Annotated in this window: 15 protein-coding genes and 1 pseudogene; 14 read left to right on the top strand and 2 right to left on the bottom strand. The window is 39.3% G+C overall.

Translation table 11 applies throughout. The features are described from left to right. Positions 1 to 9: 9 nt before the first annotated feature. Complete coding sequence (gene yhbY / locus DES39_RS10195; protein WP_121145796.1) at positions 10 to 306, bottom strand: ribosome assembly RNA-binding protein YhbY; 297 nt, start codon at positions 304 to 306, stop codon at positions 10 to 12. A 102-nt stretch (positions 307 to 408) separates the two neighbouring features. Between yhbY and rlmE the strand changes: the two genes are divergently transcribed. The 5 genes from rlmE (at position 409) to ispC (ending at position 6816) form a co-directional block, all read left to right on the top strand. Then, positions 409 to 1035: a 23S rRNA (uridine(2552)-2'-O)-methyltransferase RlmE gene (gene rlmE, locus DES39_RS10190; protein ID WP_121145794.1), complete on the top strand. Its 627-nt coding sequence runs from the start codon at positions 409 to 411 to the stop codon at positions 1033 to 1035. A gap of 82 nt (positions 1036 to 1117) precedes the next feature. Then, positions 1118 to 3025: an ATP-dependent zinc metalloprotease FtsH gene (gene ftsH / locus DES39_RS10185; protein WP_121145792.1), complete on the top strand. Its 1908-nt coding sequence runs from the start codon at positions 1118 to 1120 to the stop codon at positions 3023 to 3025. Between the two features lie 64 nt (positions 3026 to 3089). Further along, a complete protein-coding gene (gene folP, locus DES39_RS10180) occupies positions 3090 to 3923 on the top strand; it encodes a dihydropteroate synthase (protein ID WP_121145790.1) in 834 nt (277 codons plus the stop codon). A gap of 160 nt (positions 3924 to 4083) precedes the next feature. Beyond that, positions 4084 to 5418 (top strand): phosphoglucosamine mutase, encoded by a 1335-nt coding sequence (gene glmM, locus DES39_RS10175; protein WP_121145788.1) that lies wholly within the window; start codon positions 4084 to 4086, stop codon positions 5416 to 5418. A 213-nt stretch (positions 5419 to 5631) separates the two neighbouring features. Further along, positions 5632 to 6816 (top strand): 1-deoxy-D-xylulose-5-phosphate reductoisomerase, encoded by a 1185-nt coding sequence (gene ispC / locus DES39_RS10170; protein ID WP_121145786.1) that lies wholly within the window; start codon positions 5632 to 5634, stop codon positions 6814 to 6816. Positions 6817 to 6854: 38 nt separating this feature from the next. Here the strand turns inward: ispC and tusB are convergent, their stop codons facing one another. Next, complete coding sequence (gene tusB, locus DES39_RS10165; RefSeq protein WP_121145784.1) at positions 6855 to 7124, bottom strand: sulfurtransferase complex subunit TusB; 270 nt, start codon at positions 7122 to 7124, stop codon at positions 6855 to 6857. Between the two features lie 85 nt (positions 7125 to 7209). Between tusB and tsaE the strand changes: the two genes are divergently transcribed. From tsaE to DES39_RS10120, 9 genes and pseudogenes are all read left to right on the top strand, one after another. After that, on the top strand, positions 7210 to 7683 hold the full coding sequence (gene tsaE / locus DES39_RS10160) for a tRNA (adenosine(37)-N6)-threonylcarbamoyltransferase complex ATPase subunit type 1 TsaE (protein WP_121145782.1): 474 nt from the start codon (positions 7210 to 7212) through the stop codon (positions 7681 to 7683). A 112-nt stretch (positions 7684 to 7795) separates the two neighbouring features. Next, positions 7796 to 8503: pseudogene (locus tag DES39_RS10155) on the top strand (N-acetylmuramoyl-L-alanine amidase); the annotation flags it as partial. 2 nt (positions 8504 to 8505) lie between these two features. After that, positions 8506 to 10422 carry a DNA mismatch repair endonuclease MutL gene (gene mutL, locus DES39_RS10150; RefSeq protein ID WP_121145778.1) on the top strand — a complete coding sequence of 639 codons (1917 nt, stop codon included), beginning with the start codon at positions 8506 to 8508 and terminating at the stop codon, positions 10420 to 10422. Continuing rightward, entirely contained in the window at positions 10419 to 11333 is a 915-nt protein-coding gene (miaA, locus tag DES39_RS10145; protein WP_121145776.1) for a tRNA (adenosine(37)-N6)-dimethylallyltransferase MiaA, read from the top strand. Before mutL ends, miaA begins: the two co-directional genes overlap by 4 nt. 563 nt (positions 11334 to 11896) lie before the next feature. Then, complete coding sequence (hfq, locus tag DES39_RS10140) at positions 11897 to 12148, top strand: RNA chaperone Hfq (RefSeq protein ID WP_121145775.1); 252 nt, start codon at positions 11897 to 11899, stop codon at positions 12146 to 12148. A 30-nt stretch (positions 12149 to 12178) separates the two neighbouring features. After that, complete coding sequence (gene hflX / locus DES39_RS10135) at positions 12179 to 13477, top strand: ribosome rescue GTPase HflX (protein WP_121145773.1); 1299 nt, start codon at positions 12179 to 12181, stop codon at positions 13475 to 13477. 30 nt (positions 13478 to 13507) lie between these two features. Next, the gene (gene hflK, locus DES39_RS10130) at positions 13508 to 14704 is read left to right on the top strand and encodes an FtsH protease activity modulator HflK (RefSeq protein WP_121145771.1); all 1197 of its coding nucleotides are present in this window, start codon (positions 13508 to 13510) and stop codon (positions 14702 to 14704) included. Positions 14705 to 14714: 10 nt separating this feature from the next. Then, positions 14715 to 15701: a protease modulator HflC gene (gene hflC, locus DES39_RS10125; protein WP_121145769.1), complete on the top strand. Its 987-nt coding sequence runs from the start codon at positions 14715 to 14717 to the stop codon at positions 15699 to 15701. 59 nt (positions 15702 to 15760) lie between these two features. Beyond that, positions 15761 to 17059 (top strand): adenylosuccinate synthase, encoded by a 1299-nt coding sequence (locus tag DES39_RS10120; RefSeq protein ID WP_121145767.1) that lies wholly within the window; start codon positions 15761 to 15763, stop codon positions 17057 to 17059. Positions 17060 to 17240: the final 181 nt, after the last annotated feature.

Genomic DNA, 17240 nt, shown 5'->3' with positions numbered 1-17240 from the left:
TTGTTTAAGCTAGTTTTTAGGTAGGCTGATTTTTTTCTCTTCACTCGGTTTAAATAGCGTTAGAATAGAGCCAATTAATTGCACTTGAACTGCGCTAGTCTCACGAATAATTGCGTCACAAATCAATTTTTTTGTGTCGCGATCTTCTGCCGAAACTTTCACTTTGATCAATTCATGAAAGTTTAGTGCGTTGTCAATTTCAGCGAGAACACCTTCAGTGAGCCCATTCGAGCCAATCATAACGACAGGCTTTAGGTGATGAGCTTCACCTTTTAAATATTGTTTTTGTTTATTAGATAAATTCATTTTATTTATATCTTAAAGGGTTGTAATTTTGCTATTCTACCCTTATATAAAGTAAAACTTCAATGAATATTCGCTTTCTTAGAAAGAAATGTAGGATAAAACGTGAGTGGTAAAAAACGTACCGCGAGTTCAACTCGCTGGTTGAATGAGCATTTTAAAGACCGTTTTGTGCAGCAAGCGCAAAAAAAAGGTTTGCGTTCGAGAGCTTGGTTTAAGCTTGAAGAGATACAACACACGGATAAATTATTCCGTCCTGGCATAACGGTTGTCGATCTAGGGGCCGCGCCAGGGGGGTGGTCTCAATACGTCGCCTCGGTTATTGGTGATAAAGGTCGCATCATTGCTTGCGATCTTTTGCCGATGGATCCTATTGTTGGTGTGGATTTTCTACAAGGTGACTTTCGGGATGAAGCCGTGCTAAAAGCGCTGCTTGAACGAGTAGGCGAAGAAAAAGTCCAAGTTGTAATGTCTGATATGGCGCCTAACATGAGTGGACAGCCTGCAGTTGATATTCCCAGAGCAATGTATTTGGTTGAATTAGCACTTGATATGTGTCGCGATGTATTGGCACCTAACGGTAATTTTATCGTAAAAGTTTTTCAAGGTGCTGGTTTTGAAGAGTATCTTAAAAGCGTCAGAGAGATGTTTAAGATTGTTAAAATCCGTAAACCAGAAGCATCTAGAGCCAGATCGCGAGAGGTTTATATTGTTGCGATGGGCCGGAAGTAGCTGTTGCCTTTTTTTATAGTACTATGATAGCATTATGCCATATTAAAATGAGCATAATCCATTATTTTTGAGGGGTTTTCTTTTGAACGACATGGTAAAAAATTTGCTTATTTGGGGTATTATTGCTGTAGTATTGATTGCTGTTTTTAACCAATTCAGTTCAATTTCAAACAGCGGGCCGCAAGTAGACTATACACAATTTAATTCTGATATTAAAAACGGTAAATTGAAAGAAGTTGTCATCGATGGTCGTGAAATTTCAGCTACTACAAAGAACAATGATAACTATAAAACCTATATTCCTTATATTGATACTAAGTTAACTGATTATCTTGTTGCGAATAATGTACCGACTTGGGGTAAACCTGACGAAAAACCAAGTTTACTGATGAATATTTTAATTTCTTGGTTTCCCATTATTTTATTAATTGGTTTTTGGTTATTTATCATGAGACAAATGCAGGGCGGCGGTAAAGGCGGTCCAATGTCGGTTGGTAAAAGTAAAGCCAAAATGTTGACGCCCGATCAGGTAAAAACTAAATTTATTGATGTAGCAGGCAGTGAAGAAGCGAAGCAAGAAGTGACGGAAGTGGTTGACTTCTTACGTGAACCCGCTAAGTATCAAAAGCTTGGTGGCCGTATTCCCAAAGGTATTTTGATGGTGGGTCCTCCTGGTACAGGTAAAACATTGCTTGCTAAAGCGATTGCAGGTGAGGCAAGCGTCCCTTTTTTCAGCATGTCAGGGTCTGATTTTGTTGAAATGTTTGTTGGCGTTGGGGCATCACGGGTTAGAGATCTCTTTGAACAAGCACGTAAACATGCACCATGTATTATTTTTATTGATGAGATTGATGCTGTTGGGCGCAAACGTGGTGCTGGCTCAATGGGTGGTCACGACGAACGTGAGCAAACATTAAACCAGATGCTTGTTGAAATGGATGGTTTTGAAGCGAATAGTGGTATTATTATTATTGCCGCAACTAACCGCGCCGATATTTTAGATCCGGCCTTATTACGTCCAGGCCGTTTTGATCGTCAAGTTCAAGTTGGTTTACCTGATATGAAAGGCCGTGAACAAATTTTAGCTGTGCACGTACGAAAAGTGCCGTTAGATAATGATGTTGATTTAGCGGTACTTGCGCGTGGAACGCCAAATTATTCTGGTGCTGATTTAGCTAACTTGGTTAATGAGGCTGCGCTATTTGCTGCCCGTCGTAACAAGCGTTTAGTATCAATGGATGAGTTTGAAGAAGCAAAAGATAAAATTAATATGGGAACCGAACGTCGTTCCTTAACCATGACTGCTGAAGTGCTAATTTCAACTGCGTACCACGAAGCGGGGCATGCAATTATTGGTTATTTAATGCCTGAGCATGATCCGGTTCATAAAGTGACGATTATTCCAAGGGGCCCTGCATTAGGTGTAACCTTCTTCTTACCTGAAGGTGATAGTGTTAGTGCAAGTAGAACGAAACTTGAAGGACAAATTGCATCAACATATGGTGGTCGCCTAGCTGAAGAAATTATCTATGGGGCTGATAAGGTGTCTACTGGCGCTTCAAGCGATATTAAATATGCTTCTCGATTAGCTAGAGCCATGGTTACTCAATGGGGATTTTCTGATCGACTTGGGCCATTGTTTTATGAAACCGATGATTCAGCATATGGTAAACCAAAAGATATCTCAGATGAAACAGCACGTATCATTGATGAAGAGGTGAAACAGATAATTGATCGTAATTATCAAAAGGCGAGAACTCTATTGACTGAAAATATCGATATATTACATGCAATGAAAGATGCATTGATAAAATATGAAACAATCGGTGCTAAGCAAATTGCACAGTTAATGGCTCGTCAACCGATTACGCCGCCAGATGGTTGGACAGAAAAAGATGAACAAGCAGTTAAAGCGGTGCCTGTTGAAGGTGTGTCATCAACTCAACCAACAGATAGCGATCCGGATGATCATTCGTCTCAAAATAGCTAAGTTATTTATCTGACTAAAACGCGCTAAGGCGCGTTTTTTTACAACTAAATTAAAGGTCAAAATAATGGAAATTAAGTTTAATCAGCAAATCATGGATTTGACTTTTCCCCATGTGATGGGGATTTTAAATATGACGCCGGATTCATTTTCAGATGGAGGTCAATATAATAGTTTGGAAAGTGCCATGCGTCGCGTCGATCAAATGGTGCAAGATGGTGCAACCATTATTGATATTGGCGGTGAGTCAACCAGACCTGGTGCTGATGATGTTTCAGTCGAAGAGGAACTGGATCGCGTTATTCCAATTGTTGAACATGTTGCAAAATATTTTGATGTGTGGATTTCAGTTGATACATCCAAAGCACAAGTGATAACCGAATCGGCCAGAGCCGGCGCGCATTTAATTAATGATATTCGCGCATTTACCTTACCTGGTGCTTTGGATGCAGTGGCGAAAACTGGTTTACCGATCTGCATTATGCATATGCAAGGTGAACCGAAAACGATGCAGCAAGCTCCTTGCTATGAGCAGGACATTTACCTTGAAGTCGAACAATTTTTTACGCAGCAGATTAACCGCTGCATAACGGCGGGGATTGATAGACAAAAAATTGTATTAGATCCCGGTTTTGGCTTTGGCAAAACCTTGCAGCACAATTATCGTTTGCTAGCTAAGCTAGCTAATTTTAATCATTTTGATTTACCACTTTTAGTGGGGATGTCACGTAAATCAATGATTGGTCAGATATTGAATGTGTCGCCATCAGATAGGCTTATTGGTAGCGTATCGTGTGCTGTTATTGCAGCGATGCAAGGTGCGAAAATTATCCGCGTACATGATGTGAAAGAGACATTCGATGCGCTTAGAATTGTACAAGCGATGCAGGCTGAGCGTTAGAATTATAGGCTATGATCAGCATTGATATGAAATTAACGATCAATCAATGAAATTTTGACGTTATTATAGTAACATGATTGAATCGACGATTTATCGGTATTGACACCGACTTATTAAATCAATTAATACTTGTAGCAAGCAATGTAAAAGGGAATATGGCATGTCAGAAAAACAATATTTTGGCACTGATGGCATTCGGGGCCGCGTTGGCGTTTATCCGATAACGCCTGATTTTGTATTAAAGCTTGGTTGGGCTGTTGGTCGCGTGCTGGCACAAAATGGTGTGGGTAAAGTTCTTATTGGTAAAGATACTCGTATTTCGGGTTACATGTTAGAGTCAGCACTAGAAGCTGGTTTTGCTTCAGCGGGCGTTGCAGCGGCATTTACCGGCCCTATGCCTACACCGGCTATTGCTTATTTGACGCGCACATTTCGCGCCGATGCTGGCGTTGTTATTTCCGCTTCTCATAATCCATTTTATGATAATGGTATTAAGTTTTTCTCAACCGAAGGCAAGAAGCTCCCCGATCATGTTGAATTACTGATTGAACAAGAACTCGAAAAACCGATTAGTTGTGTTGACTCAGATAAACTTGGTCGTGCTAGTCGAATTACTGACGCTGCGGGTCGTTATATTGAATTTTGTAAGAGTACATTTGATCATGAGCTGAGTTTAGCTGGGTTAAAAGTGGTGGTGGATTGCGCTAACGGCGCAACTTACCATATAGCGCCTAATGTACTAAGAGAATTGGGGGCTAAAGTGATTAAAATTAGTTGCGAGCCCGATGGAATGAATATTAATCAAAATTGCGGCGCAACGGACGTTAATGCTTTAATTCAGAAAGTGCTTGATGAAAAAGCTGACGTTGGTTTTGCCCTCGATGGAGATGGCGATCGCGTGATTATGGTCGATCATAATGGTAACATTCTTGATGGTGATCAGATAATTTATATTATCGCTCGCGAAGCATTACGTAAAGGTGAATTAGGTGGCGGTGTTGTTGGTACTTTAATGAGCAATATGGGACTAGAGATTGGCTTAAAAGAGTTAGGGATTCCTTTTGTACGTGCAAAAGTTGGCGATCGCTATGTACTTGAGCAGTTACTTGAAAAGGGCTGGAAATTTGGTGCGGAAAATTCAGGTCATGTTCTGTTACTTGATAAAACGACGACAGGTGATGGTATTGTCGCTGGCTTGCAAGTATTATCAGCGATGATTCGTAATAAAATGTCGCTTGCCGATCTTAGCAGTGGTATGAAACTATTCCCACAAGTTTTAATCAATGTCCGTTTCGCTGGCGAAAGTGATCCGCTCAATCATCCCGATGTTATTAACGAGATTAAAGACGTTGAGTCTTTGTTGGAACACAAAGGGCGAGTGCTGATACGTAAATCAGGTACTGAGCCATTGATCCGTGTCATGGTAGAAGGGCAAGATAGTGCTCTGGTAACGCATTACGCTCAGCGCATTGCTGATCTTATTCGACTTAACTAGAGACTATATTTATCGTATTTTATGCTGCTAATAACTGAATATAGTATGCTACCGCTATGGATGCGTTAATTATTAATTAAGGGTCAAGTGCTACTTATCTCTTTGATTATCATCAGTGATAATATCATAGAGATAAGTATTATTTTACCTAATTGCTTATTTTTGTGCTTTACGTTATTGTAATCGTTAATCACAACTTCCTTATTTTTCTCCATGCAAAAAAATATCGCAATTTTAGGATCAACAGGTTCAATTGGCACGAGTACTTTATCGGTCATTCGCCATAATCCTGCTTTATATAAAGCCTATGTGTTAGTCGGCGGCAAAAATGTCACTAAAATGGTTGAACAATGCCTTGAATTTAAACCTAAATATGTCGCAATGGCAGATGCGTCTTCGGCGCAGTTATTGCGGCAAACCCTACGTGAGCTTAATAATCAGACGGAAGTGTTTACGGGCGAACAAGCGATTTGTGATTTAACGCAATTGCCTGAAGTCGATCAAGTCATGGCGGCTATTGTTGGTGCGGCAGGTTTACGCTCGACATTAGCCGCGATTAAGAAAGGCAAGCGAGTACTACTGGCGAATAAAGAGTCTTTAGTGACTTGTGGGCATCTATTTATGCAAGCGGTAAAAGAATATCAGGCAGAATTATTGCCTGTTGATAGCGAACATAATGCGATTTTTCAGAGTTTGCCAACTGCTGTGCAACGTGATCTTGGTTTTGCCAATCTAGCGGAGCATGGGGTGAGTCAGATTATATTAACTGGATCTGGCGGGCCATTTCGCGATACTAATATCAGTGAGTTAAAGCAGGTTACACCCGAGCAAGCGATTGCTCACCCTAATTGGTCTATGGGGCGAAAAATTTCGGTTGATTCTGCCACCATGATGAATAAAGGATTGGAATATATTGAGGCAAGATGGTTATTTAATGCGATGGCAGATGAAATGGAGATTATCATCCATCCTCAATCGATTATTCATTCCATGGTGCGCTATCATGATGGTAGCGTGATTGCTGAACTCGGTCATCCTGATATGTGTACACCTATTGCTTATTCAATGTCTTACCCAGAGAGAATCTTGTCTGGTGTCCCTCCACTTGATTTTACGCAGTTATCTCAGCTGACATTTAAGCAACCTGATTTTAGTCGTTATCCTTGTTTAAAACTCGCGATTGATGCCTATCAAAGTGGTCAGGCTGCGACAACATCGTTGAATGCCGCGAATGAAATTGCAGTTGAGGCTTTTTTAAATCGGCAGATCGGTTTTATGGAGATCGCCGCAGTGGTCGAAAATGTTTTAAGTCAGCTCTCGAGCGCTGAGCCATCGTCAATAGAAGAAGTATTTCATATCGATGAGTGGGCAAGGCAAACGGCGCGAGCAATACTGTAAGTGCCCGTGGACTAATTTTGCCGCTCAGGTTTGTTGACTCACCATTTCATTTGCGGATAGTAGCACGCGGTTAGTGCTACCACCTTATCCATATTAACAATTTTAACACGGCTATCGATTAATGACGTTAAGCCTCTAGCGGTAATGTCATTATCTAATGCATAGCAATGATCAGTTTTTGTCAGGATAGCCTGTAAGATAGGTGTATTATTCATTGTTAATATCACGCCATTTTGCCAAAAAATAACGGCATCATTTGCATTAATCAAATCAATATCAATCGTGGAATTAGCGATAGTATGTAGCATGTTTTAATCAAACGTGTTAAATATTTCCTTAATATTCGTTATTCTTCTATAATAATGATTCAGTGTCTAGTAAAGAATCGAAAATATGATAGAGAAAAGTCAACTTAGTTCAGATGTAGAAACGATCGCATTAGGTCAGAAAATTGCGTTGCATTGCCAAAACTATCTAAATACCCATGATGATACGATTGTCATTTATTTACAGGGAGAACTTGGCGCAGGCAAAACAACATTTAGTCGTGGATTTTTACAGGCACTTGGGCATAAAGGTAATGTGAAGAGCCCTACCTATACCCTTGTTGAACCTTATGATTTTGATGATTTTTCTGTGTATCATTTCGATCTTTATCGCTTAGTGGATCCAGAAGAATTGGAGTTTATGGGGATACGTGATTATTTATCAACACGCTGTATTTGTTTAATAGAATGGCCACAACAGGCGGACGATATGCTGCCGGCCGCAGATATTGAGATTCAATTACTTTACCGGCAGTTAGAACGAGAGGCGATTATTCGTCCATTAACTGAAAAAGGGGTCAATATTATGTTATCTTCCTAAGGGGATAACAAATATTATTAACATTATTGAAGTAAGCATAGGATATATGAAACGATTTATTCACAAGATATCACTATTTTTGATTATGCTATTGGTATGCAATCAAGCCTTTAGTCAGGTTGTAGTTGCTATTGATGCGGGGCATGGTGGTAATGATTCTGGGGCGATTGGTCAGTATAAACTTTATGAAAAGACGGTAACATTATCAATTGCTAAGAAATTAGCGGCACTGATTAATAAAGATCGGAGTTTAAAAGCGGTATTAACCCGTGATACCGATCGTTATATTTCCGTTTTTCAGCGATCCGAAATCGCCAGAGACCGTAAAGCTAATTTGTTAGTATCAATTCATGCTGATGCTGCACCTAATCGCAGTGCAAAAGGTGCTTCTGTTTGGGTTTTATCGACCAAACGAGCTGATACCGAACTTGGTCGTTGGATTGAACAACATGAAAAACAATCAGAGCTATTAGGTGGCGCGGGTGATGCGCTATCCGAGGGTGATAACCCTTTTTTAAGCCAAGCGATTTTAGATTTGCAGTTTTCTTATTCTCAAATGGTTGGCTACGATTTAGCGACAGATATTTTGCAAGAGCTTGTTAAGGTTGTTACACTCCATAAACGAGCCCCAGAACATGCCAGTCTAGGTGTGTTGCGTTCCCCCGATATTCCATCGGTATTAATTGAAGTTGGCTTTATCTCTAATGTGAGTGAAGAGAAATTATTGAGAACCGATGCTCATCAAAATAAAATCGCTCAAGCCATTTATCGCGGTATCAAAAATTATATTAAAGCTAATCCGATTAATAAGGAAAAGCGCTAATGGCGATTCAAATTCTTCCTCCTCAGCTCGCCAACCAAATTGCTGCTGGTGAAGTTGTCGAACGGCCTGCATCGATTATCAAAGAGCTAGTCGAAAATAGTATTGATGCTGGTGCAACGCGTATTGATATTGATATCGAACAAGGGGGATGTAAATTAATTCGTATTCGCGATAATGGTTGTGGTATCGCAAAAGATGAGCTTTCTTTAGCATTAGCGAGGCATGCCACCAGTAAAATCCATTGCCTTGATGATTTAGAGGCGATAATGAGTCTTGGATTTCGCGGTGAGGCCTTAGCCAGTATTAGTTCTGTATCGCGCTTAACACTGACATCGAAAACACAATCTCAATCAGAGGGCTGGCAGGTTTACGCGGAAGGCCGTGATATGTCTGCGGTGGTGAAACCGGCAGCGCATCCACAGGGAACCACGGTTGAAGTTTTAGATATTTTTTATAATACGCCAGCAAGACGGCGCTTTTTGAAAACAGAAAAAACAGAATTTTCCCATATCGATGAGGTGGTTCGCCGCATTGCGCTTGCCTGCCCACACGTTAATATTACTTTGCAGCATAACGGTAAGCCGGTCAGGCTATACCGCGCCGTACAAGCGGATGCGCAAATTGAAAAGCGAGTCGCGAGTATTTGTGGTATGAGTTTCATGAAAAATGCGATGTCATTATCGTGGCAACATGATGATTTATCTATTCATGGTTGGATTGCTCCGCATGCGAAACAAGAACATGTACAATATTTTTATGTGAATGGTCGGATTGTCAAAGATCGTTTACTCAATCATGCATTGAAACAGGCATTTTTAGAGAATAATTCCGGCGGTACTTACACGACTGATGAGCTTTTGGGTTATGTTATCCACCTCAATCTAGATCCACACCAAGTCGATGTTAATGTGCATCCCGCTAAGCATGAAGTTCGTTTCCATGAAGCGAGATTAGTGCACGATTTTGTTTATCAAGCAGTGGCAATGGCATTAACCGAGCACCATCAAACTCTCACGTTTGATTCTGATGAAAACGCAGCGGATTGTGATTCATGGATGCTCAAACCCAATAGAACGGCGGCCGGTGATAACGTGTTTAATGTTTCACCTGCGGCAAGAACGACAGGGCAATCATTTCCGCCAGCTAGCTTGCAAAAAACAACACATGCTGCTGAGAATGATGTTTATCGTCAATTAATACACCCTGTTGGTGAGTCTCACGTTCTTCGAGAAGAGCAAATTTCTGTATCTCAGCAAGCGGTTATTCAATCATTATTTCCTAAGCGAGAGCAGCCATTATCTCCGATAATAGGTAATATTGAGCTAGCCTCTGCAGTGAGATTAGGGCGAGTGCTGACGATTATTCACAATGAGTTTGCGCTATTGGAAAAAAATGAATATCAACAGCAAACGTTAAGTGTGTTGTCATTAAAAAAAGCGCAACTGGCACTGTTTAAACATAAAATAGCAAGCAGTCATGACGATTTGCATCAAGAGCATTTGCTTATTCCGCTGTCTCTTTTATTAAATAAGCATGAACAACATGTTATTGAGCAGGCTCAACCTGTGCTGAAAACCTTTAATTTTGACTGTCATGTTGAGAAGTCTAAATTGCAGTTAAATGCCGTGCCTAAGTTAATGCGTAAAGCTAACTGGCAGGCTTTACTACCTGATTTAATTGAGTTTTTATCTCTGCATCTTTTATCTGCCGAGTTAAAGTCTTTGCTTTATCAATGGTTGATTGAGCAATACACCCAAAGCTCTCAAGAGCAAAATATGGTATGGAGCGTACCTCAAACGATCTCTTTATTGATGGAGCTTGAACAACTTAGTGAGCATGATTTGACTTTGTCAGATATGCTTAAACCAGTAGATTTATCTCTTTTTGTTTCACTATTTTTATCTGAATCATTATGAAAAAACCGACCATATTTACCCTAATGGGGCCAACCGCATCGGGAAAAACCGCTTTGGCTATGTCATTAAGCCAAGATTATCCGATTGATATTATTAGTGTCGACTCTGCTTTGATTTATCGCGATATGGATGTTGGTACGGCAAAACCATCTCAGCAAGAACTCGTTACCTATCCGCACAAATTAGTTGATATTAAAGATCCGATTGATAGCTACTCTGCGGCTGATTTTCGTCGAGATGCGTTAAATGAAATTGCATTGTCATTGCAGCAAGGTCGCATTCCTTTATTAGTCGGCGGAACGATGCTGTATTTTAAAGCTTTGCTCGATGGTTTATCACCATTACCGCCTGCGGATAGTGATATTCGTCAGTTAATTGAAGAGAAAGCCAATAAACTGGGTTGGCAAGCTATTCATCAAGAACTTGCCCTGGTTGATCCTGTCTCTGCAGCCAGAATTCATCCCAATGATCCACAGCGCTTAAACCGTGCATTAGAAGTTTACCTCATTACAGGACGTTCTTTGACTGATTTAACACAAGATAAAGGTGAGGCTTTAACTTATGATGTGGTGCAATTTGCGATGAGCTGTGATGATCGCGCACTGCTTCACCAGCGCATTGAACAACGCTTTCTAAATATGCTCGAACTCGGTTTTGAAGATGAAGTAAAGCGGCTTATGCAAAGAGGCGATCTTCATCTTGATTTACCATCAATGCGTTGTGTTGGCTATCGACAGATGTGGGAATATCTATTAGGAGAGAGCAGCTATGATGAAATGGTATTTAAAGGTATTTGTGCAACGAGGCAGCTCGCTAAGCGTCAGACTACTTGGCTTAGAGGATGGAAACATCCGCTGCATTGGGTAAAACTGGGAGATGACCAACTTTTTAAGCCTTTTTTAGAAACATAGTTCTTTTATGTGGTGTAACTAATCAATTTATTGGTTTAAATTGACCCATTCACCACGGCAAAATCGTATAACGCTTCAATTTGTCAATTAAACTCAATACTTATACATTAGGGATTGCTAGCCTGTTTAGTGGGGCTGATACAGTTCAAGATATTTCGCTGAGTATGAGAGTGGCAACACGATTCGATGCAATATGTCAATTGCTCATGAAAATGGTAATATATACTAAGCTTTGGGAGCGGAGTGGGGTTCCTTATTCATTTATGTGTAGCCAATGGTTTGTTTACCTAGCGTAAATTTTTGTTGAGATAACGCATTTATAGCCACTAAAAAATAGGCTATCAATACTAATATGATTCTACATTCTTAGAAATTAGGTGATATCGTTTTTTTTATCGCCAGACATAACATAAATTTTGATTATTTATACAATAATTACACACCAACTGTTTAAGATTCTACTTTTTTATGATAATTTGGATCATATAAGTACAGATTGTTATGAAAAAGTTTTTAATCTAATTCGATTATTTTGTTTTTTTAGCTATAAAAAGGATAATTACATGTCAAAAGGGCAATCATTACAAGATCCTTACTTAAATATATTACGCCGAGAGCATATCCCGGTTTCAATTTATTTGGTTAATGGAATTAAGTTACAAGGGCAAATAGAATCTTTTGATCAGTTTGTTATTTTACTTAAAAATACAGTAAGTCAAATGGTATATAAGCATGCAATTTCAACTGTCGTTCCTGCTAGGCCGATCTCGGGTTCGTTTTCACAAACTGATGAAGACAGTGCAGGTTCAAACTAATTCAATCCCATTGTGATGGAGTGTTTGTCATTGTTTGAACGACACAAAGGTGGTGAAAAAGCGTTATTGGTACATGTATTTTTACCACAAGATAATGATATTGAGGATTTAAACGAGTTTGAAGTTTTGGTTTCTTCTGCTCATATTGAGATTCTCGATATTATCACAACTTCCAGAAAGGCACCAAGTGCCAAGTATTTTATCGGTGAAGGAAAAGCGACTGAAATTGCAGCACTTGTTAAAGAACACGATGCTGCAGTTATCCTCGTTAATCATTCACTGACACCTACCCAAGAACGCAACCTAGAAAAATTATGTGAATGTAAAGTCGTTGATCGCACTGGCGTGATTCTCGATATCTTTGCACAGCGTGCTCGTACTCATGAAGGTAAATTACAAGTTGAACTTGCACAGTTGCAGTATATTTCGACTCGGCTAGTTAGGGGATGGACGCATCTAGAAAGACAAAAAGGGGGGATAGGTTTAAGAGGCCCTGGCGAAACACAATTGGAAACGGATAGACGACTGATACGTCATCGTATTCAATTGATTTTGTCTCGTTTAGACAAGGTTGCAAAACAGCGAGAACAAAATCGACAATCAAGAATTAAAGCCGATTTATCAACTATTTCATTGGTCGGTTATACTAACGCAGGTAAGTCAACCCTCTTTAATGCCATGACTGATGCGGATGTGTATACTGCAAATCAGCTTTTTGCCACACTTGATCCCACGCTTAGACGAATTGCTGTTGATGATGTCGGCGATGTTGTCATTGCTGACACTGTTGGTTTCATCCGCCACCTACCTCATAATCTTGTTGCCGCATTTAAAGCTACATTGCTTGAAACTAAAGAGGCTGCGTTACTATTACATGTTATTGATGCCTCTGACCCTAATCAATTTGATAATATTCAAGCCGTCAATGAAGTCTTATTCGAAATCGAAGCACACGAAATTCCAACATTGCTTGTTATGAATAAAATTGATTTATTAGAGGAGAAGGTCCCTTCGATAGATCGAGATGAAAATGGCGTACCAATTCGCGTTTGGCTTTCGGCACAAAATAAGGTAGGATTGGATCTTTTGCTTACCGCCTTGAAAGAACGTTTAGCTAAACAGATTCAAACTGGCGAGCTGCATATACCTGCTTATTTGAGCAGACTACGTAGTCGTTTTTATCAACTCAAAGCTGTTGAGCAAGAAATAATTAATGAGGATGGTAGTTTTAATTTAAATATTCGACTACCATTAATTGAGTGGAATCGGTTATGTAAACAAGAATCCGATTTATTATATTTAATCAATGAACATTCACTAGTAAAATAGCAAATAACTATTAGATGGAGTATATGACATATGGCGTGGAATCAGCCCGGGAATAACGGACAAGATAATGATCCATGGGGAAATGGCAATCAGAAAAAACCTAATAATTCATCAGGTAGTTTTTTTGATATGGTTAATAACCTTTTTAAAAAAAAGAAATCAGGTGGTAAGAATAACTACAACTTACCCGTTAACATGCCAGTTATTATTGGTGCAATACTATTAATCATTATTATTATTTGGGCAATTAGTGGATTTTATACTATTAACCAAAGTCAACGCGGTGTCGTTACTCGGTTTGGACAAGTTCAGCAAGAAATAGTCCAACCGGGTTTAAATTGGAAACCATCTTTGATTGATCAGGTCTATATTGTCGATACACAAGGAACGCGTAATTTTAATGTACAAGGATTTATGATCACCGCTGGTGAAAATCTTGTTTTTGTCGAAATGAACGTACAATATCAAGTCAGTAATCCAATCAAATATCTATTTAATGTAACGAATGTTGAAGATAGCTTACGACAAGCCGCTGATAGTGCATTACGTACTGAAGTCGGGTCATCGAACATGGATGCGATCTTGACCGATGGTAGATCGGCGCTTGAAAGTAGGACCAAAGATGAGTTAGTCAATATTATATCTAATTATGATATGGGCATTCGTATCGTTGATTTGAATTTCCAGTCAGTCAGACCTCCTGAGGAAGTACAAGATGCATTTAATGATGCTATCAAAGCAAGGGAGGATCGTGAGCGTGAGATTAATAAAGCGGAGGCTGATAAAGTTCAGTTAATTCAGCAGTCAGAAGGTCGCTCGGCCAGAATTTTAGCGGATGCTAATGCTTATCGTGTCAGAGTGGAATTAGAAGCGGAAGGTGATGTGGCGCGTTTTGAAAAATTATTGCCTGAATATAAAGCCGCACCTGAAATTACGAAAGAGCGCTTATACATCGAAACGATGGAACATATTTTATCAAATACAAATAAAATTCTTGTTAATGATAAAAGTGGTAATTTGCTTGTTTTACCATTGGAACAACTATTGAAAAATAAAGATAACAGTAACCCGTCCCTGAATGAACAATTTAAATTAAATAGCACAAATGGTTATAATATGAATTTTCCAAGCACGTCAAATACTGATGCGGTAGCATCGACAAGTGAATCAAAAAATACAAATGTGACGCGCGGAAATACAACTAGCTCGCGTTCATCTGGGCGATAAGGAGATAAATATGCGTAAATTATTAATTCCTGTCGTAATCGTGTTGATTGGTGTGCTATTTTCATCTCTTTATGTGGTTGAAGAAGGGACTCGTGGTATTGTATTAAGATTCAATAAAATTATTGGATTATCTGATCCTGGCTTGCATTTTAAAATTCCTGGGGTTGATAATGTTAAAGTTATTGATGCCAAAATTCAAACAACTGATAGCTCAAATAATAGCGGCAGAGAACAAAAATTTATTACCCGAGAGAAGAAAGATTTAATTGTAGACTATTATGTGCAATGGAAAATTGTTGATTTTGATCGATATTATGAAACAGTAGCCGGCGGTAACAGTGTTGAAAATCTCTTACTTGCAAGATTAAATGGCCGTTTACGCGCTGAAATTGGTAAACTTGACATTAAAGATATTATAAATGATACCAATGCGGATACCAAGTCAAGAAACTCTTTAATGGTTAGAGTAAAAGATGCATTAAATGGCACGCAGCAAAGTACTGCAAATATTAAAGATGTGCCTGTTGAAGATTTGGTGGCTGTTGCGGAAACAGATCCTGAAAGTATCACGAGTATGCTTGCTTTTGGTGTTGAAGTGATTGATGTTCGCATTAAGCAAATTAATTTTCCGCCTGAAGTCTCTGAGTCGATTTATGCCAGAATGAGTGCTGAACGAGAAGTCGTTGCTCGTGATCAACGTTTTCAGGGAATAAGAGAAGCTGAAGAAACGCGTGCTGATGCGACATTAGCGGCAACCAAAATTTTATCTGAAGCTGAGAAACAAGCAAGAACGATTCAAGGCGAGGGTGATGCGAATGCCGCTAAGCTTTATGCAGATGCATTTAATAAAGATCGAGAATTTTTCAGTTTCATTCGTAGCTTAAAAGCATACGAAAAAAGTTTTAAAGAAACGGATGTTATGGTGATAAGTCCTGATAGCGAGTTCTTTCGATATATGAAACTGAATGTAAATAGCGCCGAATCTAATAAAAAATAATGGTTGCAAATGCCATTTTTAGCGGTAGGATATTAATTTAAATAAGATGAGTATGAAAAATGAGTGATAATGTTGTTGTATTAGGTATGCAATGGGGCGATGAAGGTAAAGGTAAAGTCGTCGATCTGCTAACAGAAAAAGCCAAATATGTTGTTCGTTATCAAGGCGGGCATAATGCGGGTCATACACTTGTAATTAATGGTGAAACAACTGTTTTACACCTCATACCATCTGGTATTTTAAGAGATAATGTTACTAGTATTATCGCCAATGGCGTTGTAGTCTGCCCTGATGCATTAATAAAAGAGATGGGTGAGCTAGAAAGTAAAGGTATCTCCGTCAAAGATCGATTATTGATTTCTGAAGCTTGTCCGCTGATTCTACCTTCGCATATTGCTTTAGACCAAGCAAAAGAGAAAGCAATGGGTAAAAAAGCAATTGGTACTACCGGACGTGGTATCGGTCCTGCTTATGAAGATAAAGCTGCTCGCAGAGGTTTAAGAGTGGGGGATTTACGAGATCTCAATACGTTTGCTGAAAAGCTATCGGCAATTATGGAGTATCATAATTTCTTACTCGTTAACTATTATCAAGTAGAACCTGTGCATTATGACGAAGTTTTAAAAGATATCTCTTCGATCGCCGAAACTATGGTGACAATGATTGCGGATGTCCCTAGTTTGTTAGAGAATGCGCGTCGAAAAAATGAGAAAATCATGTTTGAAGGGGCACAAGGCACATTACTTGATATTGATCACGGTACCTATCCTTATGTTACATCTTCAAATACTACCGCTGGTGGTGTTGCAACTGGAACAGGTTTTGGTCCTCGTTACGTCGGATATGTATTAGGAATTGTTAAAGCTTATTCCACAAGAGTTGGCGCGGGCCCATTCCCGACAGAGCTTGATGATGATATTGGTGAATATCTTTGTAAACAGGGCAATGAGTTTGGTGCGACAACAGGACGTCGTCGTCGAACTGGCTGGTTGGATATTGTTGCAATTCGTAAAGCAGTGCAACTAAACTCTGTTTCTGGATTTTGCTTAACAAAACTAGATGTCTTAGATGGATTAAAAGAAATTAAAATCTGTGTTGGTTATGAATTACCAAATGGTGACGTAACGCAAATCGCCCCGTCTTCAGCTGAAGATTGGAGTGTGGTTAAACCAGTATATGAAGTGATGCCTGGTTGGTCAGAGTCGACATTTGGGGTTAAATCTTTTGAAGAACTGCCACAAGCCGCGATAAATTATATAAAACGTATTGAAGAATTATCACAAGCGCCTGTTGATATTATTTCAACTGGCCCAGATCGTTTAGAGACAATGATTCTACGCGATCCGTTCGAAGTTTAGGTATTAGTAATATAATAGCGATATCTGATTAAAGGATATCGTTATTTGTTAAAAAATGAGCAGTTAAAAAAATAAATGCAAAATGTGCTTGAAGAAAAAAATAAGATGTCTATAATGCGCATCCACTGACGTAACGCAAGACCTTCTGAGAAGGCGGTTATATTGGTGAGACGGTCAAAAC

This window comes from Orbus hercynius (genome assembly GCF_003634275.1).
Lineage (GTDB): Bacteria > Pseudomonadota > Gammaproteobacteria > Enterobacterales > Orbaceae > Orbus > Orbus hercynius.
Note: the sequence above shows the minus strand (reverse complement) of the source record. Positions and strands in the feature narration are given on the sequence as shown.

What these genes read in the sequence shown, in the direction of transcription:
- yhbY (WP_121145796.1), bottom strand. Translation starts at nt 306, where the DNA reads ATGAATTTATCTAATAAACAAAAACAATATTTAAAAGGTGAAGCTCAT.
- folP (WP_121145790.1), top strand. Translation starts at nt 3,090, where the DNA reads ATGGAAATTAAGTTTAATCAGCAAATCATGGATTTGACTTTTCCCCAT.
- glmM (WP_121145788.1), top strand. Translation starts at nt 4,084, where the DNA reads ATGTCAGAAAAACAATATTTTGGCACTGATGGCATTCGGGGCCGCGTT.
- ispC (WP_121145786.1), top strand. Translation starts at nt 5,632, where the DNA reads ATGCAAAAAAATATCGCAATTTTAGGATCAACAGGTTCAATTGGCACG.
- tusB (WP_121145784.1), bottom strand. Translation starts at nt 7,124, where the DNA reads ATGCTACATACTATCGCTAATTCCACGATTGATATTGATTTGATTAAT.
- tsaE (WP_121145782.1), top strand. Translation starts at nt 7,210, where the DNA reads ATGATAGAGAAAAGTCAACTTAGTTCAGATGTAGAAACGATCGCATTA.
- mutL (WP_121145778.1), top strand. Translation starts at nt 8,506, where the DNA reads ATGGCGATTCAAATTCTTCCTCCTCAGCTCGCCAACCAAATTGCTGCT.
- miaA (WP_121145776.1), top strand. Translation starts at nt 10,419, where the DNA reads ATGAAAAAACCGACCATATTTACCCTAATGGGGCCAACCGCATCGGGA.
- hfq (WP_121145775.1), top strand. Translation starts at nt 11,897, where the DNA reads ATGTCAAAAGGGCAATCATTACAAGATCCTTACTTAAATATATTACGC.
- hflK (WP_121145771.1), top strand. Translation starts at nt 13,508, where the DNA reads ATGGCGTGGAATCAGCCCGGGAATAACGGACAAGATAATGATCCATGG.
- hflC (WP_121145769.1), top strand. Translation starts at nt 14,715, where the DNA reads ATGCGTAAATTATTAATTCCTGTCGTAATCGTGTTGATTGGTGTGCTA.
- DES39_RS10120 (WP_121145767.1), top strand. Translation starts at nt 15,761, where the DNA reads ATGAGTGATAATGTTGTTGTATTAGGTATGCAATGGGGCGATGAAGGT.